Origin of the sequence: Clostridium zeae (genome assembly GCF_017312485.1) — a bacterium.
Classification (GTDB): Bacteria; Bacillota; Clostridia; order Clostridiales; family Clostridiaceae; genus Clostridium_AR; species Clostridium_AR zeae.
The window spans coordinates 104,646-129,105 of the sequence record NZ_BMBA01000009.1 but is presented as its reverse complement, the minus strand read 5'-3'; the positions used below and the strand labels follow the sequence as shown (position 1 = coordinate 129,105).

Here is a 24,460-nt window from a genome sequence, read left to right as displayed (position 1 = left end):
ATATAATGTATATCATGATCACTTAACTTAATCTCTTAGAACACCAACAATTCTTATATTATTCAGTAGCTGTTTGCTGAGTTTTCCTGAATTAAATGGTCCTGAAAGGTCAGTTCCTGGTCTAAAACCAGCAGCTAATACCTGATTTAATACCCTCTCTCCTGTAATATCATAAACTGTTCCATTAACAGCTATATAAGCCTGATTATCGCCTACGCCATTATATTCGGATAATTCCTTCATTGTAAACTCTCTAGTTCTAAAAGAAAAAACTGTTTCTACAGTATCTTTTTCTACTTGTTTTTCTGCGCTTTTTTCCTTATAATAATCTAATATACCTTCAATTTGTACTGTTAACCTTTCGATATCCTTTATAAGCCCTAAACTATTTTCTCTTGTACTTAATAAAATCATCTTTTTATAAAAATTTATCTTATTATACTTTTGTAATAATAGCTCTTCGCTTGAACTAGTCATAAGCTTTCCTCTTAAATATCAATATATCTGTATATTTTATGAGTGAATAATTGCATTTATTAAACTATTAGTGTAAAATAAATATGATTTAAGGGTTTAAGTGTTAAAATTACTAGGCTTAACCGGTTAAAACCGTTATATTAAAAGCACTATCGTGCTGTATGCAAAGTCATCTATTGTGACAAATTAGATGGTACCGTGGAAATATAGCCTTTCGTCCATACTAATGGATTGATAGGTTTTTTTATTTTAGTCTTAAATGTAAACTATACCTATAAAATACATTAGAAACGTAAATAATATAATTTAGAAAGTGAGGTCATATAATGGACACTACATTAGTTAGAGCTCTATACAGAAGCACAGAAGAGCATATTGAAAAAAGTGTAAAAATTTCAGGTTGGATAAGAACATTAAGAGCATCAAATGCTTTTGGGTTTATAGAAGTTAATGATGGCTCATTCTTCAAAAATGTTCAAGTGGTATTTGATAATAAGATTACGAATTTCAAGGATGTATCTAAGCTACCGATAAGTTCATCAATCTCCGTTATAGGTAAATTAGTGCCAACACCTGATGCAAAACAGCCTTTTGAAATACAAGCTGAAGAGATAATAATAGAGGGAATGTCCTCTTCTGATTATCCTCTACAAAAAAAGAGACATACTTTTGAATATTTAAGAACAATAGCTCATTTAAGACCTAGAAGTAATGCATTTTCAGCTGTTTTTAGAGTTCGTTCTGTAGCGGCTTATGCAATACATAAGTTCTTCCAAGATCAAAGTTTTGTCTATGTTCACACTCCAATAATAACTGGTAGTGATTGTGAAGGCGCTGGAGAAATGTTTAAATTAACTACTATGGATTTAAACAACATTCCAAAAACTAAAGAAGGAACCATTGATTTCAGCGAGGACTTTTTCGGAAAAGAAGCTAATCTTACTGTATCAGGTCAGCTAAATGGAGAATCTTACGCTTTAGCTTTCAGAAATATATATACTTTTGGACCTACATTTAGAGCGGAAAACTCAAATACAGCAAGACATGCCGCTGAGTTCTGGATGATAGAACCTGAAATGGCTTTTGCTAATCTTCAAGATGACATGGAATTAGCAGAACAAATGCTTAAATATGTTATAAAATATGTTATGGATGAATGTCCTGAAGAAATTGACTTCTTTAACCAATTCATAGACAAAGGATTAAAAGATAGATTAGATCATATAATCAGTTCTGACTTTGGAAAAGTTACTTATACAGAAGCAGTTGAATTACTTAAGAATTCAGGAAAAGAATTTGATTATCCTGTAGAGTGGGGTATAGACTTACAGACTGAGCATGAAAGATATTTAACTGAAGAAATATTCAAAAAGCCTGTGTTTGTAACTAATTATCCTAAAGAAATTAAAGCTTTTTATATGAGATTAAACGAAGATGGAAAAACAGTTGCTGCAATGGACTGTCTAGTTCCTGGCATCGGTGAAATCATAGGGGGAAGCCAAAGAGAAGAAAGACTTCAAATGCTCGAAGCAAGACTTGAAGAACTTGGACTTAACAAAGAGGATTATTGGTGGTATCTTGAATTAAGAAAATATGGTGAAACTGTTCACTCAGGTTTCGGTTTAGGATTTGAAAGATTAATAATGTACATCACTGGTATGTCAAATATAAGAGATGTAATTCCTTTCCCAAGAACTACAGGGCAAGCGGATTTTTAAAATAAATAACTATAAACTCAATTCTCAATTGTGAGATATGAATTAATAAAACAAATTTCATTATGAGATTTATGATAATCACAATACCCAGCAGGATTTCTGCTGGGTATTGTAATTATTCACTTACATTTGCCTTTAAGTAAGATTTATTATTTTCTTTTTTGCTTTTATTCCCATTGCCATTAGACTTATTTTCATTTGTATTTTTACTAGTTTTGTTGTCTGAATTTCCATTATTTTTTTTTATTTCTTCATTTGATTGATTTGAATTGTTGCTTCTATTGTTATCATTATTTTTATTGTTATCATTATTTTTTTTATTCCCATCAACATTTGTATTATTGCCTTTATCTACTTCGTTAGTAGATTTTTTATTTTCATCATTTGAAGGTTTACTTTCTTTATTTTCAGTTTTATTATTTATAGAATTCTTATCTTCATTTACATTGTTGTTGTTATCATTCTGATTTTTTTGTTGATCTTTCTTCTTGCCCTTATCTTCTCTTATCTCAAGTTTTTTCAATTCATTTATATCTTCAGTAACTTGTGCTATATCAACTTTCCCCTTAACTGGCGTTATATTTATATCCGAATATGAATCTATCAACTTCTCATTCTTAGCTTCACTTACAATCTCTTTTACAGCATCAGCTAAAATCATATTATTAAGCTTAACCTTATCTACTACAGCTTTAAAATTTTCATCATCTACTTCAACTTTAACAACTCTATTCCAACGATTAGCTTGTATTAATATTCTTGAATTTGCATCTAATTCGACTGCTTTTACAGGCTTATAATAATCTACTATTCCAAATGTAAATATCATTAGGAAGGTTGCAGCTAGAACTGCAAGTCTTTTTATTGTACTATTACTACTAACAATATTACCTTCGTAGATTTCACCCTTTATAGGTAAAATATTAGAAGCTTTTACAAGTGCAAACTCTCCAGTCTCAGTTAGCAATATGACTTTACTTCCTTTTGTTTCAACAACTACTCCATTCTTTTTCATTATACTACTACTCCTTCCTTCTTATATTTAAATAGGATTTGAGGTATATGTATTCATTACTAGAAAGTAGAATTATTAATGATATCATATATTTTCTCCACTTTTCTATAAACTTTCTATTTCTGCCTGTAAGTTCAATAATTCGTACTATAGGTAACTTTTTTGTTTCGTATAAGATATTCATTATTTCTTCATTCCTAGAGCATATTAGTGCTGCATTAAGCACATCTTCTCGAGTATCCTTATGGTTAGGTGAGCTTTTAGAAAGCTCATAGAAATTTATTTTAAATTCTTCCAACTTTTCTTTATATAAATTTATCTCTTCCACTCTGCTTTTTTGTTCTTGCTCTCTATCAAATTTATCTAAAGATATAGTATTATCTATATCTTTCATGCCTTCTTCTTCCTCAAAATATAAAATAGGAATATTTTTAGAACTTCTAAAAAAATCAATTAAAGAATTTCGCATTACTATTTTAGCGTAAGAGAAAAAATTCCCTTTTTCTTTAGAAAAATTATCACATGCCTTGTTAAAAGCCTCTATGGCTATACTAAACTCTTCATCATTTTTCCTATCTAACTGCTTTTTACATATAAAAGAAGCAGTTTTATATACGAAACCTAAGTTTTCTTCTATAAATCTATTCTTATCTTCAATCAAAAACTCTTCCTTCATAGTTTTTCACCATCCTGCTTGAGTTCATAATTTTTAAAGAGTTCCTATATGAAAGCTTCACATATACATTGTCGAAAATATTAAATTATGAATATTTTCGACAATGTATGAATCACCACATGAGCTAGGAGCCCTATAATATTATAGCTTATTAATTCAAATTACTTGTAAATTTCAACTTCACAATTGAGTAATACTAAAAAATATTCTCAAATTTCAAGAGTTCTATACTTATTTATACGTAAGAACTTTGATTTTTAAGGGGGCAATTACTTACCCCCCTAAAGCTTTTTTATGTGTCGTAAATTAATATGCAAGGCTAATTGCTAGCAAAATAATTACTTTTATTAAAATTTAGTCTTAAATAATATTATTTGAAAATAAGAGGAGGATTACTCATGAAGAAAAAATATATCTTAGGTTTATCATTAATGTTTTCATTATCATTTTCTGTTCCAGCTTTTGCAGCAGATACTACAACTAACAAGACTACGGATTATAAATCTTACGCTGGATTAACACCAGATAGCATATTCTATCCTTTAGATAAGGCTATAGAGAATATACAACTAAGATTCACGAAAGATCCTAATAAAAAAATACAAAAATTATTAGAAATCCAAAAGGAAAGACTAGGAGAAATTCAAACACTTCTAGAAAAAGATAAGAAAAACTTGGTTTCAATATCTCTAGAAGGTTTAGAAGATGTGACTTCAAAGACACAAGCAGAGGCAGAAGAAATTATTACTAATACAAATATCACCAAATCTTCCCCTGATTCAGATACTACAGCTTCCGACACTAATGACACTTCTGCTAGTACATCAGAACTAGACAAAGAAATATCTTCAATTGATTCAGCAGATAAATCTATTGAAGATACTGATTCAGATTCTATTGAAATTCTTGATTCAATAAAAGATCAAATTTCTGATGAAGATCAAGATAAATTATCTACAGTAATTGAAATGCAAAAACAAAAAAAAGAAGCAGTTAAGCAAATGGTATCTGCTATACATGATCTTAACACTGCTAGAAAGCAAGTAAATGAAGCTAATAAAGCTTTAAAAGATGCTACTAAATCTGGTGATTCTGATGCAATAGCAAAGGCACAGGAAGTATTAAACGTAGCTACTGATACATTTACACAAAAACAAACTGCTCTTGAGACAGCAAAGGCAAATAAGCAATCAGTTGTACATCAAGCAAAAGTAGGTAAGGGTTCTGATACTACAACTAAAGAAACTGATTCAGATGATGCAACAACTACACCAGCTACAGAATCAGGATCTTCAAATAGTAGCACAAGCACTGAAGGATCTTCTAACACAGCAATTACTTCTACTTCAGCTGTTAGAGCACCTGCTGCAACAGCTCAAAAAACTACTGACTCCAAGAAAAGCTCTACTTCTGAAGTAAAGAAAACAGAAGCTAGTGAAAAAAAAGAAACTAAAGGTTCAGATCAAGAAATAAGAAAAAATGAGCACTCAAATGAAAAAAGCAAAAAAGATAATTAAAGTAACTCTAAAATAAGGTCAATTAATATTAACTACCAAGATAATTCTACAAATACACAAATACACAAAAAATAATTCTATAAATACGCTCAAAATAAAAAGCCGCTAAAGTAACCTTCTTTAGCGGCTTTTCTATGCTAAGCCCTAGCTTTTGCTAATTCATATAGAATTCTTACTCCAGCACCAGTTCCACCCTTTATAGAGTAATCATCTGCAGTATCAGTCCATGCAGTTCCTGCTATATCAAGATGAAGCCATGGCTTATCTTCCACGAATTCTCCTATGAAAAGTCCTGCAGTTATTGTTCCTGCATTTCTTCCACCTATATTCTTAAGATCAGCAATATCAGACTTTATCAATTTTTTATAGTCCTCAAATGCAGGAAGCTGCCAAACCTTCTCGCCTGACACCTTTGACGCCTTAACAAGCTCTTCATAAAAACTATCCTTGTTAGTTACCACTGCTGTTGTTGTAGTTCCAAGAGCTACTAAAGCAGCCCCAGTAAGAGTGGCTAAATCTATAACTTCAGTTGCATTTTCTTTTCTTATTATATAAGTAACTGCATCTGCTAAAGTTAGTCTTCCTTCTGCATCAGTATTTAAAACTTCTATTGTCTTGCCAGCCATAGATCCAATTATGTCACCAGGTTTATAGGCTTTACCTGATATCATATTTTCGCATGCAGCTACCACAGCAATTACATTAATTTTAAGCTTACATTTTGCTATTGCACTTATTGCACCTATAACTGCCGCAGCACCGCCCATATCTGATTTCATTGTTACCATTCCATCATTTGGTTTTAATGAATATCCACCAGAATCATATGTTAGTCCTTTTCCAACTAATCCAAGGACATTGTTTTTATTTTGATTATCTCCAAAATATCTCATTACTATAAGTCTTGGTTTTTTCTTTGAACCTCTAGCAACAGATAAAAAAGCCTCCATTTTCAGATCACATATTTGTTCTTTTTCAAGAACCTCAGTCTCGAACCCATATTTAACTCCAGCTTTTACAGCTTCTTCAGCTAAAGTCTCAGGATAGATTGTGTTTGCAGGCTCGTTTACAAGATCTCTTGCTAATATTGTTGTTTCTACAAGCACCTTAGCTTCTTCTATAAATTTGTCTACATCTAATGCTTTAATATCATCTATGTTTGGACTTCCAATTGAGAATTCAAATTCTCTTTGGTCTTTATCATCATTTTTTTCACTCTTGTACTTATTAAATTTATATGAGCTAAGTCCAGCGCCCTCAACCATGGCTTTTACCACTAAGTTTAATTCAACTTTGTCCGTATCTATAAGTCTCATGAATACTTTCTTATTTTTTAGTTCTGTAGCTTTCTTTAAAGCTTTTCCTATAGCTCTTCTAATTTTTTCTCCATCGATAGCTTCTTCTTTTCCCAAGCCAACTAAAACCATATCCTGAGTTTTGCCATCTATTGTTCTAACGAAGTTATATATTTCACCGAATTTTCCTAAAAAGCTTCCTTTGTTTTTAGCATATTCTAATATAGTATTTACATCACTATTAGGAGTCTGTAATCTATCTTCAAAAAGAGAAATTATAGCTGCCTCACCATCAGTGCATCCAAATTTTTTAAATCCAATATTCATTGCTTTACACCTCTTTCTTGATAATAAGTTTACTTTTTAAATACAAAACTTGCTTCCTTAATTATAATTAAGATTATTATAATCATCTATATTGAATCATTATTACTTAATAATATACCATAAATAGATAATTATAGATAGTTGTAGCAGATTTTAATATAAAATAATTTTATCGTTTAATTAATTCGCTGTCTATATACTTACTATCGTACATAACCTTTGAATGATTTTTTATTAGCAATCTCTCTTCAATTATGTTACCATCAATTTTATTAATTATTCTCCTAAACACTTTGTTATTCCTATAATAATCATTACCTTCTATAGAAAAGTGCGCTTCTTTTTCAACTATATGATACGAATATTGCTGCTCATGTAGGCATCTTAATTCCCCACATAAATGAGTATCTGTAGTATATGTTATTATTTGATAAGTGTTGTTGGTGTTATTTTTAACTTGATAATCAAGGTAATTGTATACTATAGATGTACCTGTCCCAAAAGGAAGAGCTCTATTATAGTCTGGGAATAGATCGAATTCATTATGATGATGATGCTCTACTATAGTAAGATCACTATGAAGAACCATCCAATGTATCAGATTTGTAAATTGGCACATTCCTCCACCTACTCCACTGCTTGTACCGCTATTATTTATAGTAAGTCCTTCTAAATAGCCTTTTGCTTTAGTGCATTTCCCTACAAGCTTCCAAAATGAAAATGTCTCCCCAGGCTTTATCAAGACACTATCAATTTTTGGAGTTGTCAGCATTAAATTGGTTGCCTTATTTTCTTGTAACGTCTGATCAACGTTACCAAGCTTTCTCCTTATTAATGACTTATGTTCATATACCAATACTGGAAGTTTACTATAACTTTTTTCCTTTGCATATATTTGTCCACCAAACCACCATTTAATATACCTTTTAATTTGTTCTTTACATACGGAAATTCTATATGTTAAAGGACTTATCTCACAAAATAACCTTCTACCCATTTTAATTTATAACCTCTCTTCAATATACTTACAAGAATTAATACGTATCATTTCATAAAAAGTTCTGTTATGTTAATCATATACTATTTTACTTTATATTCCAATTAATTTTAAGCTTATCCCATATTTAGACGATTATTTAACTACATCATATAAATTTGGTATAATTAGCTTATACTAACTTTATATGATATAGTTCTAATGCGTTATTAAACAGTACTATCTAGTACATATACATGAATTTTCATTTTTAATTATTACTCAGGAGGATACTTGATGAAACGTTGGTTAAAATCAATTAGTCTAATTATTATATTATCGCTTATATTAATTCTTGCCATAAATTATCTTCAAACATTCATAATTGATAATTCTCTTGAAGCGATACCAAATAACATTGCTAAAATAGATAATGTAAATATAAATTATAAAATCACTGGGAACCAAAGTAACCCACCTATATTATTAATACACGGATTATTCTCATCTTCTGATGATTATAATAGTTTAGCAAAAAGGCTATCAGATAAATATAGAGTAGTTTCAGTGGATTTAATAGGCTTTGGATTGTCAGATAAAAGAGATGACTTAGATTATAATACAAATACTGTCGCCAAGTTATGTAAGGACCTAATGAATAACCTAGGATACAAGAAATTCTCTGTATTAGGTCATTCCATGGGTGGTGGCATCGCACTATTGATGGCGCTTAATCATCAAGATTCTATCGATAAACTTATACTAGTAGATAGCACTGGTCTTGGAGAACATATTCATATTAATCCTCCAAAATTCATAATAAAAGCAGGAATGCTAACTTATTTTCCTCAGCTTGCTATGTATAGTCTCAACTTTAATAATCTTAAATATATCAACTATGATACCTTTGAAAAAAATTTATACTATAATAGACAATTAGATAGTAACACAGTACAAAAGTTATTGAATAATTGTAAATCCATTGATAATTTAAAAGATAGGTTGAAGGATATACACTCTAAAACCTTAATAATTTGGGGTGCTAAAGATAATGTTTTACCTGTAGACAATGCCTATACCTTTAATGATGAAATCAAAGACAGCAAGTTGTCTATAATATCTAATTGTGGACATATGCCATTTGCAGAATCAGAAGATTTATTTGTAAATGAACTTCTCTCATTTATGTCAAGTTAGTACAATCACTAATAATAAAATTTTATAATTTCCTTTAAAGTAAAGAAACCATTCAAATAAAATGGTTTCTTTATGCATATTTTAGCTTATTTAATTATGCTAATATAAAGTTATAATTTCGTCACCACTCAGTGAACTCTTAACATCTATAACTCGTTGATTTGATGAACCTCTATATTTTATACTTTCATCTCTTAATGTTATCTCAAATCTTCCATCAACCAATACATCTATATTATTTATAAGCCTATCCCAGGCTTCATTATCTTTTAGGTTGCTTAATATGTATTCAAACTTATAGCCAGTATAGCACCATATATTAAGTCCTAGAGCTTTTATTTTTTGCGCCATATAAGAAAACTTATCTGCTTGCTCAAAAGGATCGCCACCACTAAAGGTTACACCGGTTATTATTGGATTGCTTTTAAGATCTTCTATAAGCTCATCCATGTTTCTTAGCTCTCCACCATCGAAGTTATGGGTTTCTGGATTAAAGCACTCCTTACAATTATGTTTACATCCCTGAGAAAAGAAAACTCTTCTTATTCCTGGACCATTTACTAAACTTTCATGTATTATACCTGAAAGCCTTATCATATTATCTTCCATTACTAAATCAACACCTCAACTTTTTTTGAGCACTATAGCTCTCCATTCCACTCTTTGTAAAATTGATCTAAAAATAGCTGCATAAACTTATGTCTTTCATCTGCTAGCACTTTTCCACGTTCTGTATTCATCATATCTTTTAGCAGAAGAAGCTTTTCGTAAAAATGGTTTAGAGTGTTACTTTCACTATTCTTATATGCATCAAAACTATCGTGCATTTCATATCTTACATTAGGATTGTACATCTCTCTTCCTTTAAATCCGCCATAAGCGAAAGCTCTTCCAACTCCTATAGCCCCTATAGCATCTAATCTATCTGCATCTTGGACTATCATACCTTCAATGGAATTCATTTGACCAACAACTTTCGCTCCTTTAAAGGTTACATTATCTATAATATAACATACTTTAACTATAGTCTCCGAATCTACATCTAACCCTTCGAGCCATAACTTCGCAGCTCTACTACCTGCCTTTTCATCTCCATCATTAAACTTCCAATCAGCGATATCATGTAGCAATGCAGCTAATTCAACAATGTCTTTATCGCATTTCTCAAACGCCGCTATATTTTTAGCATTCTGCCAAACTCTATATATATGCCACCAATCATGGCCACTTCCCTCACCACTGAACTTTTTTTCTAGCATTTCTGCAGTTTTTTGTATTATTTGCGTCATTACTTACCTCCATTTTTATCAGGAAATTTAGTATTGTGTAAAAACCTTTGCTCTTAACCTTGATAATATAAAAATAATAAACATCAATTATTACTACATACTAAATTATAATATATATTGCTAATTAAAACATATGCCAACAGCTAAATAATTTTTTCCTATAACAAAACTTAATTATCTTTAGATTTATCTAGATTATAATTTATTAAAAAATAAAAACTCGCTTAAGCGAGTTTTTAAATATATGCATTTCCAAATGCATGTTAGAAAGATCTAATAGTCTATATATTATTTTTCACAAATTAGCTACTTATCTAATACTATTTATCATTCTTAAATCCTTGTTGAGCCATAGTATCCTTAACCTTAGGATAATAGACAGTTTGATATAAAGAAGAAGTTAAATCACTCCAATTACCTTCCTGCTCTCTTCCTATTTCTTTAAGATATTTTTCCATATACTCATCATACTCATCTATCTTAGTTCTTAATACTTCTTTATTATATCTATCTATATGCTTAAATGTTTCAAATGGCAATCTAGGTTTTTGTTTAGATTGATTGTCTGCATACCCTAGAACTAATCCACATACTGGGTAAGTAAATTCAGGTAGCTCCAAAAGATCTATAACCTCTTCTGGATTTCTTCTTATACCACCAATAGGAACTACTGATAGCCCTAATGACTCAGCTGCTATAATTGCTGCTCCCATAGCTATACCAGCATCAAATACGCCTGCTGCAGTGCCTTCAACACTTTCGTGGATAACCTGCTTTCTTCCATGCTTCTCAGCACCTAAATTCGTTTTATAAAAGTCCATTACAAATACTAAAAATACTGGCGCTTTATCTACATACACTTGATTACCAGTCACTTCGGAAAGTTTCTTTTTCTTTTCCTTATCTCTAACTACAATAATTGATGTCTGTTGCCCATTGATAGAATTTGGCATAGCCTGAGCAGCTTTGAGTACTTCATCAACTAATTCTTCCGATATATCCTTATCCAAGTACTGTCTTATTGATCTATGTTGTTTTATTATATTTATAGTTTCGTTCATATTTACACCTCTTCAGATAATTATTGTCTACTAATATTATATATCAACAAAATTAAATTGTAAACAATCTATTATATTATAAAACGAATAAAATTTTCCTATTAAAATAGAAGTCATGCATATATAGGAATACATATCCTTACATGCATGACTTCTCTATTAATCAAAATCTACAAATATTATCTTTTTGAACCTTATATCAAAATTTTTATTTTTCTATAAAGTAATTATGCTTATGATTCTCAGTATGAGTAACTCTGTCTTCTCTCTCCTCATACTTTCCTGGACCAAATCTTTCATCAAGGCTTAAGTAACCTGTAACTCTTGAAACACCTTGTATATCATGACTTCCACAACTTGTGCACTTTGACTCGCCATTATTTAGATAAGTTCCACAGTTCTTACAATATCTTATATGGAAGTTTATGCCTAAGTAACTAATGTTGGTGTTCTTATATGCATAGTTAAGTATATTCATTATAGCTTCTCCATCAGGAGTTCCATCTACTTCAAGATATGATATATGTCCACCATTACAAATCTTATGGTATGGCGCTTCTATCTTTATCTTATCTATTATTGATATAGGGAATCCTACTGGCACATGATAACTGTTTGTATAATACTCCTTATCAGTAACCCCTTTAACTATCCCAAATATCTTTTGGTCTTGCTTTATGAACTTTCCGCTTAATCCTTCTGCCGGAGTAGCGTAACAGCTCCAATTAAGGTGAGTCTCTTCTTTTAGCCTATCAGTATATTCTCTGATATATGATACTATTTTAATACCTAGTTCTGTTGTAGCTTCATCTTCACCATGATGCTTTCCAACTAAAGCAATTAAAGTTTCAGCAAGTCCTATGAATCCTAAAACCCAAGTTCCTTGTTTTAGAATCGGTTCAATATTATCATCTGGACTTAAGCCCTCTGATCCTTTCATAAGTCCTTGACCTGCTACAAATGGAAGATCTTTAACTCTTAAGTTTTTAAGAACTGAGTATCTATGCATTAGAGATTCTTTAGCAAGTTCCATTCTACTTTGAAGTATTTCGAAGAATTTATCAACGTTTCCTTTTGCTTGTAGTCCTATTCTTGGCAGATTTATTGTTGTAGGGGCAATATTACCTCTTCCCTTACAACCATGATCACCATTTATATTATTCATAAGATATGTTCTACATCCCATTGTTGCAGGCATATATCCCTTATCGTAATACTCTTTGTTAAAATCTGCATCTATATTCATAAATGTAGGATTCATTCTTTTAGCAGCTACTCTACATGCTAATTCAAAAAGATAGAAATAAGGATCTTCTTTTTCCCTATTAACCCCTTCTTTAACTCTAAAAATTATGTTAGGGAATATAGGTTGCTCTCCTTTTCCTAACCCCTTCTCATATTCAAGTAAGAATATTTCACATACAAGTGCAGCATCTTCATTATAAGGAATTCCTAGATTAATAGATGAGAATGGCACCTGAGAACCTGCACGAGAATGCATTGTATTTAAATTATATACAACACCTTGCATAGCTTGATGAACTCTTTCTCTAAGCTTCGTGTCTACAAGTTTTTCAAGTTTCTCTCCTTCTATTCCATACTCTATAAGCTCTTCCTTAATTTCTTGCCTAGTTGGTTCAACAAATATTGACATGTCATTATCAAAATCAGGATGTGATTGTCCTCCAAACATATCATTTTGAGTTGACTGAAGCAATATGCAAGAAAGCTCTGCTGCTGTCTCTATTCTTCTTGGATTATTAATGGTTCCATATCCAGTGTTAAAACCATTTTCTAATATTTCTTTAGTTGGTATATGTAAGCAGTTTGTAGTCAAATTATAACTGTCTAAATCATGATAATAAACATCACCATTTTCATGAGCTTTTGCCAAATGCTTCGGCATTGAGGCAAGGTTATGCCACTTATTTGATTCCGACGCTATTCTAAGTAGCTTTGATGAGAAATTATTTCCTACATTTGCATTATCTCTATCTGTTTCAACTCCAATTTTCCCAATTGCTCTCATTAAGTCTGATTTTATTTCTCTGACTTTAGTTCTTTCGTTTCTGTAAGTTGAATATGCTTGCGCTATATTCTTAAATCCATTATCACTTAAAGCCTTTTCAACTAAGTTTTGAATTTCTTCTACAGTGACATTTGATTTTCCAGACATTTCGATATAATTGATCACCTTTTGAATGGTATCAATTACTTGACTCTCTTTTAAACTTTGACCAATTTCTTCTGCTGCTCCCTTAATAGCTTTCCCTATCTTTTGAGCATTGAAGCCAACCCTTCTTCCATCGCGCTTCACAACATCTAGCACATCGACGACCCCCATTACACTATATCTTGTACTGACTTATTATACTTCACTAGAAATTTAAAGGCAATTCTAAATTAAACTTTATCTTAATAATAGCAAAGTATACGTCATTATATCTCTTATTTTTAAACTTTTTTACAGTATTTCTAATGTTGACATTAGGAATATTTAAGAAAATACTGGCAAATTAATATCACTATTTTTGATTTTCGTCTAAGTTTTAATAATATTAATAGGTTGTCGCATATATATTTAAATATAATGTACAAGCTTATATGCTAACCACATTAAATTGAGGAGGTGAGTTCATGAAAAAAATCACTTTTATTATACCCTTGTTATTATGTATTTCTATAGTAGGTTGCAGTTACACTGATACGAAATCTAGTTCCACTAAACCTTTTAAAAGAGAATCTCCACCTGTAATTGACGTTTCAAGCAACGATACTGTTACAAATGATTGTTGCTATACTGGCGAAAAATTAACTGAAACAGAGAAATCTAATATTCCTTTTATGGCCATAATAGAGAATTCAAAAGATGCAAGGCCTCAGAGCGGTTTAAGTGAGGCCGATATCATATTTGAGACTATGGCTGAAGGTGGAATACCAAGATTCATAGCATTATTTCACAAGAACACCCCTAAACAGATTGGTCCTATAAGGAGTGCCAGGCCTTACTTCTTATCTATTGCTGAGGAATATAACTTACCTTTTGCCCATTGCGGAGGAAGCGATGAAGCTTTATCAACTATAAAAACTGACTCTTCTATAAAGAGCATAAATGAAATAGTCAACGGGTCATATTTTTATAGAGATACCTCTAGAAAAGCTCCTCATAATCTATATACTTCTGCTGACAAGATACGTAAGTATATAACTTCTAAAAATATAAAAGCAGATATAGCATCAAATCTTTCTTTTGACAATTCCTTTTGGAAAAATAAAGATTTATCTAATGCAACTGTAGTAAACTTAAAACTGAATAATTTCTATGTAACTAATTATAAGTTTGTTAACGGTAAATATGAGAAGTATATGGATGGCGTCAAATCTATCGATAAAAATAATAATTTACCTCTTACTTTTTCCAATATAGTTGTACAACAAACCCCTATAAAGATTCAATCTGATAATCTACATTTAGATATAGCTATGATTGGAAAAGGCTCTGGGTATTTATTTTCCAATGGTAAAGTTGAAAAAATTCTCTGGTCAAGAAGTACTTCTAATACCCAAACTGAACTGACCACTGAGGATGGCAATAAAGTTTATTTATCAAAAGGTAACACAATATGGCATATAATTGATAACTCAGTCACACCAGCTTATAATTAAAAATCCCTAAGGAAACCTTTTTCAATATCTGTCTTTGCAAATCTACATGAAATAAATTTGGTACTTTCCTATACTATAAAAAAGTTGACGAACTACATATTCGTCAACTTTTTTATTATAAATACATATACTATCTTTTATCACTTAAAAATATTTCTAGATATATAAAATTGCTTACGTACACTCATTTTTGCACTTCTTCTCTCTTTTGTCTTCATACATATTTCTATCTGCTATAGACAGAATTGCATCTATACTTAAATTATTTACGCCATCTATCTGAACTAATCCGTAACTAAAATCTATGCGATTCTTTTCTGTACAGTTTCTTAGTAAGTAATCTTTTATGCTCATGATTTTCTCTATAGCCTGCTTATGTGTACTATTTCTAAAAAGTATTACAAATTCATCTCCTGACATTCTGGCATAGAGGTCATTGTTATTCAAGTTAACCCTTAAAGCATCAGACATTATTATAAGTGCCTTGTCCCCCTCACTATGGCCATAATTGTCATTGATAAACTTAAAATCATCTAAATCTATAAGAGCCACCTGTGATATATGTTTTTTTCTTTGTATCTCTAGAATTTCTCTACTAAAGTAGTCTTTGAAACTCCTTCTATTATAAAGATTTGTAAGCTCATCATGCGTTGCTATATATCTGAGCTGCTCTTGAGATAGGAAATTTTTAAGAGCAAGCTCAAGTTCATGATTTATATATTTCATTTTGCTGATATCAGCTTTGTTAAACAAGGCATCAGGTGCAGTACTATCTAAATTCACTATAGCTACGACTTCATTATCTATATAAATAGGTGAAAATAAAACACTTTTGATATTAGTTCCCTTCTCTAATAACTGAATTTCACTAGATATACTATCATTGAATATATCTTCTTTGTCATTGAATGGCATTTTAAGAATACAAATATCTGCTAGTCTATTATACTTATAAAGATACACATCTTCTCTTTTTATCTTCATGTTAAATAGATCTTTGGGATATCCTTTAATAGCCCTATAGTGAAAATAATCATCTTCTTCTAATACTAGCACACTGCCTCTATTAGCTTTGCTAATTATAGACATTGCTGAGTCCAGCATAATTTCATACACTAAACCTCGACTATCAGTAGTGCTTATCTTTTTTCCCATACTATATATTTCTTTCTTTATTTCTTCTATCTGCATAATATTATTTTTCAGTTTAATATTTCTTATAATAAGAAATATTATAAAAAATAATTGAAAAGACAATACTATATATATCAGAAAATCTTTTTTCAAAATCTTCACCTCAAAAATAAACTCAATATAAAAAACTTAAAATTATAATTAGCTTTACGTACAACCTGCTCCTATAATTATAATTAATTTTTTATTTTTTTTAAATATCTGATTGAATAATTTAATACTTATTCAAAGCGATATATGTCTAATATCCAAATGAGCAATTTTTTTTCTTCAACTATATCAGTATTGATATAGTTATCACTTGTGATATAATTTAATCATAATAGATCTGAGGAGGAATATACCTTGCAAAAAATAGCTTTAATTACTGATAGTGGCTGTGATTTAGATACTGAAGTTTTAAATAAATATAATATGTTTTTTTTACCTTTAAGAATTATATATAAAGATAATGATTACCTAGACAGGCTAGAAATAACCCCAGAAGAGTTATATCTATCTCTTGAAAAAGAAATACCAAAAACATCACTTCCTGATGGACAATATATAGAAAATACCTTGAACCAAATTGAAGCTCAAGGATATACACATGCTATATCTATAAGTATATCATCAGGGCTTTCTGGCACTGCAAATAGTTTAAGAATAATAGCTGAAAATCATCCAAATCTAAAAACATATATCTTTGATTCTAAGACATTAAGTATGCCTCAAGGTTCTATAGCTTTAATAGCTGCAGAGATGATAGAATCAGGTAGTACTTTTGAAGATATAATCGAAGTTCTACCAAAAATTAGAGAGAAAACTGATGGTTATTTTACACTTAACACCTTAGATTACTTAAAAAAAGGTGGAAGAATTGGAAAGGTTTCTGGAACTATAGGCGAAATGTTAAACATAAAACCAATAATTTCTATAAATGATGATGGTATTTATTTCACTCATTCTAAGGCAAGAGGTAGAAAGCAAGCTATAGGTAAGTTAAGAGAAATATTAGATGAGCATCTAAGTGTCGCTAAATGTAAGGTTTGGATACTACAAGGTGGTGCATTAGATGAAGCAAAAGCTTTCTTTGAAGTTGTAAAGGATTTACCAAATATAACTCATATAAGTATATCAACTATCGGGCCAGCATTAGGGGTACACGCCGGACCTGGACTCTTAGGCCTTGCTATACAAAGGGATTAGTCATTATAGTGGACGAATTTAAATTTAGTAACATAGAAGATATAAAAGCTGAAGAAAAACGCCTGTATGAGGAATATAAACAAAAGCTCAATGAGCTAAAAAAAGTTCAAAAAGAAAAAGAGGCCGTAGGACAAGTACTCACTAAAGGTCTTCTCCCAATATACGTTCTTTATATATTAAGTTTAGCTCCTACAAATGGAAATGATATATCTCATAAAATAGGAGAAAGAACTAACGGCTTATGGGTTCCTAGCACTGGCGGAATATATCCTTTACTAAAGAAGTTTGAAAAAGAAGATCTTATACTCGGCGAATGGGATGATCCTAAGAAAAAATTTATGAAAATTTACACTCTTACAGATACAGGTTTCAAAGAATTTAATAACAGAAAATCTCTCCTAAAAATTAAGATAGAAGAAGCATTAGATGTCTTTAAAATAATTTATTCTGATTTATACTAGAAGTATTTATAAAATCAGACTCTCAACTTTATGTACTGATTTTTCGTCAAAATAAAAAAAGTAAGGCTTTTATAAGTCTTACTTTTTTATTCTTTATAAATTTATAATTCAATTAGATAAGGCTATGTTTAAGAATATTGTTGAAATTAATTGGTTATACAGTAGACGCTATATGCCTGAGCTATTAGAATTAAATGATTTTTTCAGTATAAATATTTATTAAAAGTAAAGACTAGTGTTTATAAAAAGGTTTTTTAATGTATATAAATTTAGTAAAGAGGTGATCTTTTGAAAGGAAAAGTTTTAGACATGAACAAAACCGATGCCTTCATATCTTTAGAAGATGGCAGCACTATAGACCTAGATGTATCTCGACTGTCTCAAAATGTTAAAGTTGGTGATACCGTTGATATACCCATAACTATGAGAAATTCTGTTGATATAAATTCATTCTCCCATGATAAGTCTAACAGCAATAAACAAATTGATTTTTTCTAAAATTTGGAGTATAATAATCCTAAATTAAAACAGTGTGCTAGGGGTGCCTTAAGGCTGAGAGATGACTTCGTTCATTAACCCTCATACCTGATCTGGATAATACCAGCGTAGGAAAGCGTTATTGATAGTATATCAACCGTATTCCAGTTCTGGAATACGGTTTTTTTCTCTCACTTTTCGCTCCTTAATCACTAAAAGGGGGATTATTATGATTAATTACTTTAATCAAATTATCAAAGACTTTTTTGAAGGGCTAGCTAAATTTGGCAGTCTGCCAAAAAATGTAGTAGATATCTTTACAAATCCTATGAATGTTATAGCCTTATTAGGTTGTGCAATATTGATAGGAGTTTTTGCAGCATCAAGGAAAATTAAATTTGATGCAAAACTTATAGCAAGAATCGCTTTAGCACTTGCTCTAGCTACTATTCTACAAGCACTTAAACTGTATCATTTTCCACAAGGTGGTAGTGTTACTCCAGGAAGCATGATTCCTATAATACTTGTCGGGCTAATTTATGGTCCATCCGTTGGACTGTTAACTGGATTTTTATATGGTCTAATAAATCTTCTTACTGATCCTTATATTGTTCATCCAGTACAATTACTATTTGATTATCCTTTAGCTTTTACCGCTCTTGGTTTATCCGGTTTCTTTAAAAACAGTAAGGCTCTAGGTTCAAGCACAAAATTGTTAGCATGCATAGTTGCAATTTTCGGAAGGTTCTTATGCCACTTTATATCTGGAGTTGTATTCTTTGGTGAATATGCACCTGCTGGTACATCTGTATGGATATATTCTTTAACTGTGAATGGATTAATAATGGGTGCAGAGGCAATCATCTGTATTATAATACTTTATTTTCTACCAGTTGAAAGGCTTGTTAAACAAGCTTCTCTAAGCTCATATTAACGAGGTATTAATATGGTTATAGCAGATATCGCAGTAATGCCCTTAATTCCATGTGTAAATGAAGATGAGATGTATAAAGTAGTAGATAAGGTAATTGAGTATATAGAGCACTCAGGCTTAAAATATGAAATAGGTGCCATGAGTACAACCATTGAAGGTGAATTTGACAAAGTATTTGAAGTAGTAAAAAAAGCTCACAAAATACCCTTTGACTTAGGAATAGAACGTGTAGTAACCGTAGTTAGATTTGATGAAAAATATGGCGGTATTTCAATTGATGAAAAACTAAAAAATCATAGGTAATGCAGTAAAAAGGCAGTGCTAAAAAGCACTGCCTTTTCAATATAACACTTATTCTACTGCAATTGCATTTACAGGGCAGCCTTCTTCAGCTTCCTTAGCTGAATCCTCTACTTCTGTAGGAACATCAGGATTTACTGCAGCAGCTTTTCCATCATCCTCCATATCAAAAACCTCTGGACAAATAGATGGACAAAGTCCACATCCAATACAAGTATCCTTATCAACTTCAGCTCTCATAAAACTTCCTCCTCAAAAATAATTAACATCTATATTATCTCCTAAAGGTTTCATTTTATGTCTATTAAATGATAAATTAGCAATAAAACTTGAAGCTCTATATAATAGCTTAATTAAAGACTTGTGTTGAAATTAATTGGTTAACCATCCGATGCTTTAATGAGCTTACGCCAAGAATTAATATAGTGCTGAAAATAACAACTCATATAAAGCATTATCAGCTACATAACCTTCTGCTTTTCCTTCTTCTAAAGCCTCAGTTAAATCAACATTTATCGGTAACTCACATATAAGTGGCAGACCTAAGTACTCTGCATGCTCTTCTGCAGATTTTTTAGAAAATACTCTCATCTTTGTACCGCATCCATCGCATTCTATGTAAGACATATTTTCTACAACGCCTTTTATTTGTACCCCAACTTTTTCAGCCATGATAACAACCTTCTTAACGATCATTGAAACCATATCTTGAGGAGTTGATACAACCACAATTTCTGATATAGGAAAACTTTGCATTACCGTAAGAGCTATGTCACCAGTTCCTGGTGGCATATCTATCAGCAAATAGTCTAAATCATCCCATACAGTATCAGTGTACATCTGATTTAAAACTCCAGTTACTACAGGGCCCCTCCATATAACAGGCTGAGCTTCTTCAGCTGTAAGCAAATTCATTGATATTACCTTTATCCCCATCTCTGTTTCAACAGGAATAAACTTAAAATTGTTATTATCATCTAATGGTATCATTTGTGCTCTCTTTTCATTGATCCCAAAGAATCTTGGCATTGATGGCCCTGTTATATCAGCATCTAACACTCCAACTTTATACCCCTTTTTTCTCAAATGAGTAGCCATTATACCAGTAACAGTAGATTTCCCTACTCCGCCTTTTCCACTTATAACACCAATTATATTTTTAATATTTCCATATTTAGGCATAACCTTAACGCATACATTTGTACCGCTTTTAGCACTTGAACATTTATCTTTACTTGAACATGTTGAACAATCTCCCAATTATAGTACCTCCATTTTTACCAAGTATCTGGTTTTTTATCTAATACGTTTATTTGCCATGCATTAAAATCATCATACTTACAATCTACATAGTAATTAGTTTGAGAATTATCTTTTTTATTTGTTATAGTTACTATAGTTTTAAATGTTTTAGTCTTATATCCTTGATTCTTAACGCTAATTATTACATTAAACTTATCTGAGTTTTTATCTACCAACTCACCATTTGAAATTATAGATTTTATATCTCTTTTGAACTGCTCCAAATCAGTAGATAATATGTACTGTGCACAGTCTCTATCATCAGAAATATCTATACCTACGCTTCCATCATCTTTCATCAACCCATCCTTACTCTTTTTTATAACCTCTAATATAGAAGAATAATAAACATTTTCAAATTCTCTAGGCTTTCTTATAAAAGATAAGTTTTGTATTATATCATTATCTAATCGCTTTGGAACTACGTATATAGATTTATCATCATAAAAGTTGCCAGTTTTCTTGTCATATATACCAACAACATAATTAAATTTCTTTACTTCCTTTCCCATTTGCATCTCAAATACATAATCTGGCGCAAGAGTGGATTTTTCATTTACTGCTTTTGCAGAAGATAATAAATCATATATCTCTGATATGGTACTTTTGTCTGTTACAACAAATCTAAATCCGGTATCTCTAGTGCTCTGAATAACTATTTTATCAACTTTATTTTGTTTTATATATTCGAAATCTTTATTTTTATTTCCAAATTTACTTTGTATTGCTTCAGTTACACCGCATGATACAAATAACGCTGACACTAAAACAAATATCATTAATAAAATAATGCTCTTTCTACTATTCACTTTGTACCAAACTCCCTTATAGATATAATAATTATAATTAAATTCATTCTCAAACTAAGAACAATACATAAAGGAGAAGTTTTATACTTCTCCTAACTTACTCTAACTTAAATTATAATACTATAGGGTTACTAACTCAACCATTAATTTATATCGTTGCATTATTTATTCTGGATAAAACTCTCTACAATAACATCAAATACAGAATTTAAACTTTCCTTATATTTATCTTGTCCTATGCTAAAATCCACCTTGAAAACTATTCCGTTTGCTTCACTAACATAGTATGTATTGTGGTATACTAGTTTTCCTTGATTTAGTTTTTCCTTATAGTCAATCTTTCTGCATTCTTTGTCTTTTATCTTTGTACTTACTATCTTATAGTCTAATATTTTTTCATTATTCAGCCTAGCTTTATCTTCTCCAGATATCTTGTCCAAGTTTTCTTTTGAGTTTAATAGTTGAGCATATCCTATTACCCCTAATTCATCATTTTTAAAGTTATTGGAGTAAATTATATAATTTCCTGGATACGATTTCTGTTCTGCAACCCACTCGCTAGGCAATTTATACTGATACTTCCCATCATTTATTGAGTATTTTTTGAAATCAGTTATATTACTGTTCATTAAAGACACTATCCTCAATCTATCATTAAACCCTATTTGGACTACAAAAAGTACTGCCATAAGACTTATGAGAATCAGCATAACTCCCAATTGCTTTTTGTTCATAAACGCTTTCACTTTTTACCCCCTGTAATATAGCATTTTATACTTTAGTATATTATAGGTACAAGCCTTTTATTACAAAATTAAGGTGGTGAAAAGATAAACTATTACACTTATTTGTTATAAGCAGTTTATCAAACTACACCACCTTGATTCTATTTCATTGGTACAACTATCATGGAATTTTTAAAATCATAGAACATTAGCCAATAACCATAATCCTTACCCTTTTTAGAATAAGGCATCCAAGTTACGAATCCTGACTTACCGCCATATGGTTGCTCTAACTTATCTTTAGTTCCAGGTACTGCATAAACCAAGTACTTAACTCTACCCTCATCATCACATTTAAATCCAGTCATAAAGTATCCATATTTTTTGATGTATGGATAATAATTTATCATAGGATAATATACTACTGTGTATTTATTGTAGTTTGATATGTTGCACATAACGTCTAAATCCTTCACTGGAACCTTGTACCACTTACAGTACTTTATGTCTCTGAATCCACCAACCTCTTCAAAGTCCTGAACAACACCTTGGAAGAACTCTCCTATACTACCTCTTATCTCGAAGCTGTTTTCTATATCTTCATCGCTTTCTTTTACGTCAACAATAGATCTTTCATATTCATCAAATTTATGGTCAGTAGAATCTTCTTGATCTTCTCTATCGTTTATTTTATCTAAGTAATTCTCTACAGACTCATCCTTTAGCGTACTTCCATTAGTTTCATCTTCAACTCTATTTACTTCTTCTTCTACTTCTAACTTTTTATCAACTTCTTCAACAACTACCTTATCTTCTTGTAGAACTATTTCTGGTTTTCTAGGGTCTTCTTTAATTTCTTCTAAAATCGGTTGCTGTAACATTCCTTCTACTTCTTCTTTGATTTTTACTTTAACTTTTTTATCTTGCTCGTACTCAATTTTTTTATGTTCATCTTTATGATGATGTTCATCTTTACTACTTTCTTTTACTTCTACCTTTTGTTCTACTTTTTCTTCTACTTTCATTTCTGTCTTAATCTTTGCATTGATCAATTTATAGGTTTTCCAATCATCACTTGGAGACTCCCCATTCATAAACCCACCTAGTACAAAGGCCAACTTTCCATCCATTTCTTTTGCAAGAGCTGCTCCTGAGACTTTATCAAATAATATTCCTGCTCCACCAACATCATTTGCTAAATACTCACAACTTGTCTCAGCCTTACCTTGTTCAGATATGTTCACAGGTCCTAAGTTTATTAATTGCTTATTATCTTTCTTTGAACAGATAAGGATCATGCACAACTTCCCATTATCTTTTTTTAAGTTCTGCGCATAGAAGGTTATCTTGCATTTATCATTTTTAGCCTCAATCTTTGCATAGCCTGACAAAGGCTTATCAGATGATACAGAATGACCTCTTTCATCTTCTTGAAGTATAATAAAACTCCTATATAATTTTCCGTGTGACAACTTAATAGTCCCTCCACATTATATTTATTCCTTATATTATATGTGCAAAGTCTTATAATATGATTGAAAAGGCTTCTATACAGTTGTCCCATTTTAAAAAGAAAAAAGTCGCTGAGGCGACCTTCTTCAGCGAGCTTTTTTTGCGCATCTGCCTTTCCGAATGGATATGAGGAAAATTTGGCAGGCGAATAAGTTTTATTTTTTTACTGTATAGCCATAAAAAACTTCTAAAACCACTTAAATGTCTGTATTTACCCAGTTTGAAAATCATATATCTTTCTATACAGTAAAAAACCTCTGTTCTATAACAGGGTTTTTCTAAAAGATTAAGTAATTTATTTGTATTAGCACGCTTAAAGCTTAATTAAGCATTTTTATGTATAC

General features: G+C 30.9%; 24 protein-coding genes and 1 riboswitch. Of the genes, 9 read left to right on the top strand and 15 right to left on the bottom strand.

From position 1 onward, the window contains the following. Positions 1-27: 27 nt before the first annotated feature. The gene (locus tag J3477_RS23325; RefSeq protein ID WP_206872643.1) at positions 28-477 is read right to left on the bottom strand and encodes a cytochrome b5-like heme/steroid binding domain-containing protein; all 450 of its coding nucleotides are present in this window, start codon (positions 475-477) and stop codon (positions 28-30) included. Positions 478-803: 326 nt separating this feature from the next. Between J3477_RS23325 and asnS the strand changes: the two genes are divergently transcribed. Beyond that, positions 804-2,195 carry an asparagine--tRNA ligase gene (gene asnS / locus J3477_RS23320; protein ID WP_206872642.1) on the top strand — a complete coding sequence of 464 codons (1,392 nt, stop codon included), beginning with the start codon at positions 804-806 and terminating at the stop codon, positions 2,193-2,195. 115 nt (positions 2,196-2,310) lie between these two features. On the opposite strand, the gene J3477_RS23315 is transcribed toward asnS, so the two are convergent. Both J3477_RS23315 and J3477_RS23310 read right to left on the bottom strand, forming a co-directional pair. Beyond that, a complete protein-coding gene (locus tag J3477_RS23315) occupies positions 2,311-3,210 on the bottom strand; it encodes an anti-sigma factor domain-containing protein (protein ID WP_206872641.1) in 900 nt (299 codons plus the stop codon). 7 nt (positions 3,211-3,217) lie between these two features. Then, positions 3,218-3,886: a sigma factor gene (locus J3477_RS23310; protein WP_206872640.1), complete on the bottom strand. Its 669-nt coding sequence runs from the start codon at positions 3,884-3,886 to the stop codon at positions 3,218-3,220. Positions 3,887-4,284: 398 nt separating this feature from the next. Between J3477_RS23310 and J3477_RS23305 the strand changes: the two genes are divergently transcribed. Then, on the top strand, positions 4,285-5,403 hold the full coding sequence (locus tag J3477_RS23305) for a DUF5667 domain-containing protein (RefSeq protein ID WP_206872639.1): 1,119 nt from the start codon (positions 4,285-4,287) through the stop codon (positions 5,401-5,403). Between the two features lie 137 nt (positions 5,404-5,540). Here J3477_RS23305 and J3477_RS23300 read toward each other — a convergent pair whose 3' ends face one another. Together J3477_RS23300 and J3477_RS23295 are read right to left on the bottom strand one after the other, a co-directional pair. Then, positions 5,541-7,025 (bottom strand): leucyl aminopeptidase, encoded by a 1,485-nt coding sequence (locus tag J3477_RS23300; RefSeq protein ID WP_206872638.1) that lies wholly within the window; start codon positions 7,023-7,025, stop codon positions 5,541-5,543. A 169-nt stretch (positions 7,026-7,194) separates the two neighbouring features. Next, entirely contained in the window at positions 7,195-8,022 is an 828-nt protein-coding gene (locus tag J3477_RS23295) for a VanW family protein (protein WP_206872637.1), read from the bottom strand. Positions 8,023-8,298: 276 nt separating this feature from the next. Here J3477_RS23295 and J3477_RS23290 point away from each other — a divergent pair, with 276 nt between their 5' ends. Then, entirely contained in the window at positions 8,299-9,198 is a 900-nt protein-coding gene (locus tag J3477_RS23290; protein ID WP_206872636.1) for an alpha/beta fold hydrolase, read from the top strand. Between the two features lie 99 nt (positions 9,199-9,297). Here J3477_RS23290 and nrdG read toward each other — a convergent pair whose 3' ends face one another. The 4 genes from nrdG to J3477_RS23270 form a co-directional block, all read right to left on the bottom strand. Further along, on the bottom strand, positions 9,298-9,807 hold the full coding sequence (gene nrdG / locus J3477_RS23285) for an anaerobic ribonucleoside-triphosphate reductase activating protein (protein ID WP_206872635.1): 510 nt from the start codon (positions 9,805-9,807) through the stop codon (positions 9,298-9,300). Positions 9,808-9,839: 32 nt separating this feature from the next. Next, positions 9,840-10,487 (bottom strand): HD domain-containing protein, encoded by a 648-nt coding sequence (locus tag J3477_RS23280; protein WP_206872634.1) that lies wholly within the window; start codon positions 10,485-10,487, stop codon positions 9,840-9,842. A 320-nt stretch (positions 10,488-10,807) separates the two neighbouring features. Next, positions 10,808-11,548 (bottom strand): NADPH-dependent oxidoreductase, encoded by a 741-nt coding sequence (locus tag J3477_RS23275; protein WP_206872633.1) that lies wholly within the window; start codon positions 11,546-11,548, stop codon positions 10,808-10,810. Positions 11,549-11,756: 208 nt separating this feature from the next. Continuing rightward, positions 11,757-13,877, bottom strand: coding sequence for an anaerobic ribonucleoside triphosphate reductase (locus tag J3477_RS23270; RefSeq protein ID WP_206872632.1), 2,121 nt, complete (start codon positions 13,875-13,877; stop codon positions 11,757-11,759). A 308-nt stretch (positions 13,878-14,185) separates the two neighbouring features. On the opposite strand from J3477_RS23270, the gene J3477_RS23265 reads away from it, so the two are divergent. Then, positions 14,186-15,214 carry a DUF3048 domain-containing protein gene (locus J3477_RS23265; RefSeq protein WP_206872631.1) on the top strand — a complete coding sequence of 343 codons (1,029 nt, stop codon included), beginning with the start codon at positions 14,186-14,188 and terminating at the stop codon, positions 15,212-15,214. Positions 15,215-15,388: 174 nt separating this feature from the next. Here J3477_RS23265 and J3477_RS23260 read toward each other — a convergent pair whose 3' ends face one another. Further along, on the bottom strand, positions 15,389-16,501 hold the full coding sequence (locus tag J3477_RS23260; RefSeq protein WP_206872630.1) for a sensor domain-containing diguanylate cyclase: 1,113 nt from the start codon (positions 16,499-16,501) through the stop codon (positions 15,389-15,391). A 252-nt stretch (positions 16,502-16,753) separates the two neighbouring features. Here J3477_RS23260 and J3477_RS23255 point away from each other — a divergent pair, with 252 nt between their 5' ends. The 5 genes from J3477_RS23255 to J3477_RS23235 all read left to right on the top strand — a co-directional run bounded on the left by J3477_RS23255 (position 16,754) and on the right by J3477_RS23235 (position 19,771). After that, on the top strand, positions 16,754-17,596 hold the full coding sequence (locus J3477_RS23255) for a DegV family protein (protein WP_206872629.1): 843 nt from the start codon (positions 16,754-16,756) through the stop codon (positions 17,594-17,596). A gap of 8 nt (positions 17,597-17,604) precedes the next feature. After that, positions 17,605-18,057: a PadR family transcriptional regulator gene (locus J3477_RS23250; protein WP_206872628.1), complete on the top strand. Its 453-nt coding sequence runs from the start codon at positions 17,605-17,607 to the stop codon at positions 18,055-18,057. Positions 18,058-18,345: 288 nt separating this feature from the next. After that, positions 18,346-18,555, top strand: coding sequence for a hypothetical protein (locus J3477_RS23245; protein ID WP_206872627.1), 210 nt, complete (start codon positions 18,346-18,348; stop codon positions 18,553-18,555). 29 nt (positions 18,556-18,584) lie between these two features. Continuing rightward, a riboswitch (TPP riboswitch) is annotated at positions 18,585-18,686 on the top strand. A 77-nt stretch (positions 18,687-18,763) separates the two neighbouring features. Beyond that, a complete protein-coding gene (gene thiT, locus J3477_RS23240; protein WP_206872626.1) occupies positions 18,764-19,468 on the top strand; it encodes an energy-coupled thiamine transporter ThiT in 705 nt (234 codons plus the stop codon). A gap of 12 nt (positions 19,469-19,480) precedes the next feature. Then, positions 19,481-19,771, top strand: a complete 291-nt coding sequence (locus tag J3477_RS23235) for an MTH1187 family thiamine-binding protein (RefSeq protein WP_206872625.1) — start codon at positions 19,481-19,483, stop codon at positions 19,769-19,771. Positions 19,772-19,819: 48 nt separating this feature from the next. Here J3477_RS23235 and J3477_RS23230 read toward each other — a convergent pair whose 3' ends face one another. From J3477_RS23230 to J3477_RS23210, 5 genes are all read right to left on the bottom strand, one after another. Further along, entirely contained in the window at positions 19,820-20,008 is a 189-nt protein-coding gene (locus J3477_RS23230; RefSeq protein WP_206872624.1) for a ferredoxin, read from the bottom strand. A gap of 177 nt (positions 20,009-20,185) precedes the next feature. Beyond that, entirely contained in the window at positions 20,186-21,028 is an 843-nt protein-coding gene (locus J3477_RS23225) for an Mrp/NBP35 family ATP-binding protein (RefSeq protein WP_206872623.1), read from the bottom strand. A gap of 17 nt (positions 21,029-21,045) precedes the next feature. Further along, complete coding sequence (locus J3477_RS23220; RefSeq protein WP_308483214.1) at positions 21,046-21,879, bottom strand: YhfM domain-containing protein; 834 nt, start codon at positions 21,877-21,879, stop codon at positions 21,046-21,048. Between the two features lie 161 nt (positions 21,880-22,040). Next, the gene (locus J3477_RS23215) at positions 22,041-22,625 is read right to left on the bottom strand and encodes a hypothetical protein (RefSeq protein ID WP_206872622.1); all 585 of its coding nucleotides are present in this window, start codon (positions 22,623-22,625) and stop codon (positions 22,041-22,043) included. A 140-nt stretch (positions 22,626-22,765) separates the two neighbouring features. Continuing rightward, a complete protein-coding gene (locus J3477_RS23210) occupies positions 22,766-24,076 on the bottom strand; it encodes a DUF7922 domain-containing protein (protein WP_206872621.1) in 1,311 nt (436 codons plus the stop codon). Positions 24,077-24,460: the final 384 nt, after the last annotated feature.

Excerpts from the sequence above, each read along its gene's own strand:
- J3477_RS23300 (WP_206872638.1), bottom strand. The coding sequence starts at position 7,025 with ATGAATATTGGATTTAAAAAATTTGGATGCACTGATGGTGAGGCAGCT.
- J3477_RS23310 (WP_206872640.1), bottom strand. The coding sequence starts at position 3,886 with ATGAAGGAAGAGTTTTTGATTGAAGATAAGAATAGATTTATAGAAGAA.
- J3477_RS23235 (WP_206872625.1), top strand. The coding sequence starts at position 19,481 with ATGGTTATAGCAGATATCGCAGTAATGCCCTTAATTCCATGTGTAAAT.
- J3477_RS23280 (WP_206872634.1), bottom strand. The coding sequence starts at position 10,487 with ATGACGCAAATAATACAAAAAACTGCAGAAATGCTAGAAAAAAAGTTC.
- J3477_RS23275 (WP_206872633.1), bottom strand. The coding sequence starts at position 11,548 with ATGAACGAAACTATAAATATAATAAAACAACATAGATCAATAAGACAG.
- J3477_RS23315 (WP_206872641.1), bottom strand. The coding sequence starts at position 3,210 with ATGAAAAAGAATGGAGTAGTTGTTGAAACAAAAGGAAGTAAAGTCATA.
- J3477_RS23230 (WP_206872624.1), bottom strand. The coding sequence starts at position 20,008 with ATGAGAGCTGAAGTTGATAAGGATACTTGTATTGGATGTGGACTTTGT.
- J3477_RS23265 (WP_206872631.1), top strand. The coding sequence starts at position 14,186 with ATGAAAAAAATCACTTTTATTATACCCTTGTTATTATGTATTTCTATA.
- J3477_RS23295 (WP_206872637.1), bottom strand. The coding sequence starts at position 8,022 with ATGGGTAGAAGGTTATTTTGTGAGATAAGTCCTTTAACATATAGAATT.
- thiT (WP_206872626.1), top strand. The coding sequence starts at position 18,764 with ATGATTAATTACTTTAATCAAATTATCAAAGACTTTTTTGAAGGGCTA.
- nrdG (WP_206872635.1), bottom strand. The coding sequence starts at position 9,807 with ATGGAAGATAATATGATAAGGCTTTCAGGTATAATACATGAAAGTTTA.
- J3477_RS23290 (WP_206872636.1), top strand. The coding sequence starts at position 8,299 with ATGAAACGTTGGTTAAAATCAATTAGTCTAATTATTATATTATCGCTT.
- J3477_RS23325 (WP_206872643.1), bottom strand. The coding sequence starts at position 477 with ATGACTAGTTCAAGCGAAGAGCTATTATTACAAAAGTATAATAAGATA.
- asnS (WP_206872642.1), top strand. The coding sequence starts at position 804 with ATGGACACTACATTAGTTAGAGCTCTATACAGAAGCACAGAAGAGCAT.
- J3477_RS23305 (WP_206872639.1), top strand. The coding sequence starts at position 4,285 with ATGAAGAAAAAATATATCTTAGGTTTATCATTAATGTTTTCATTATCA.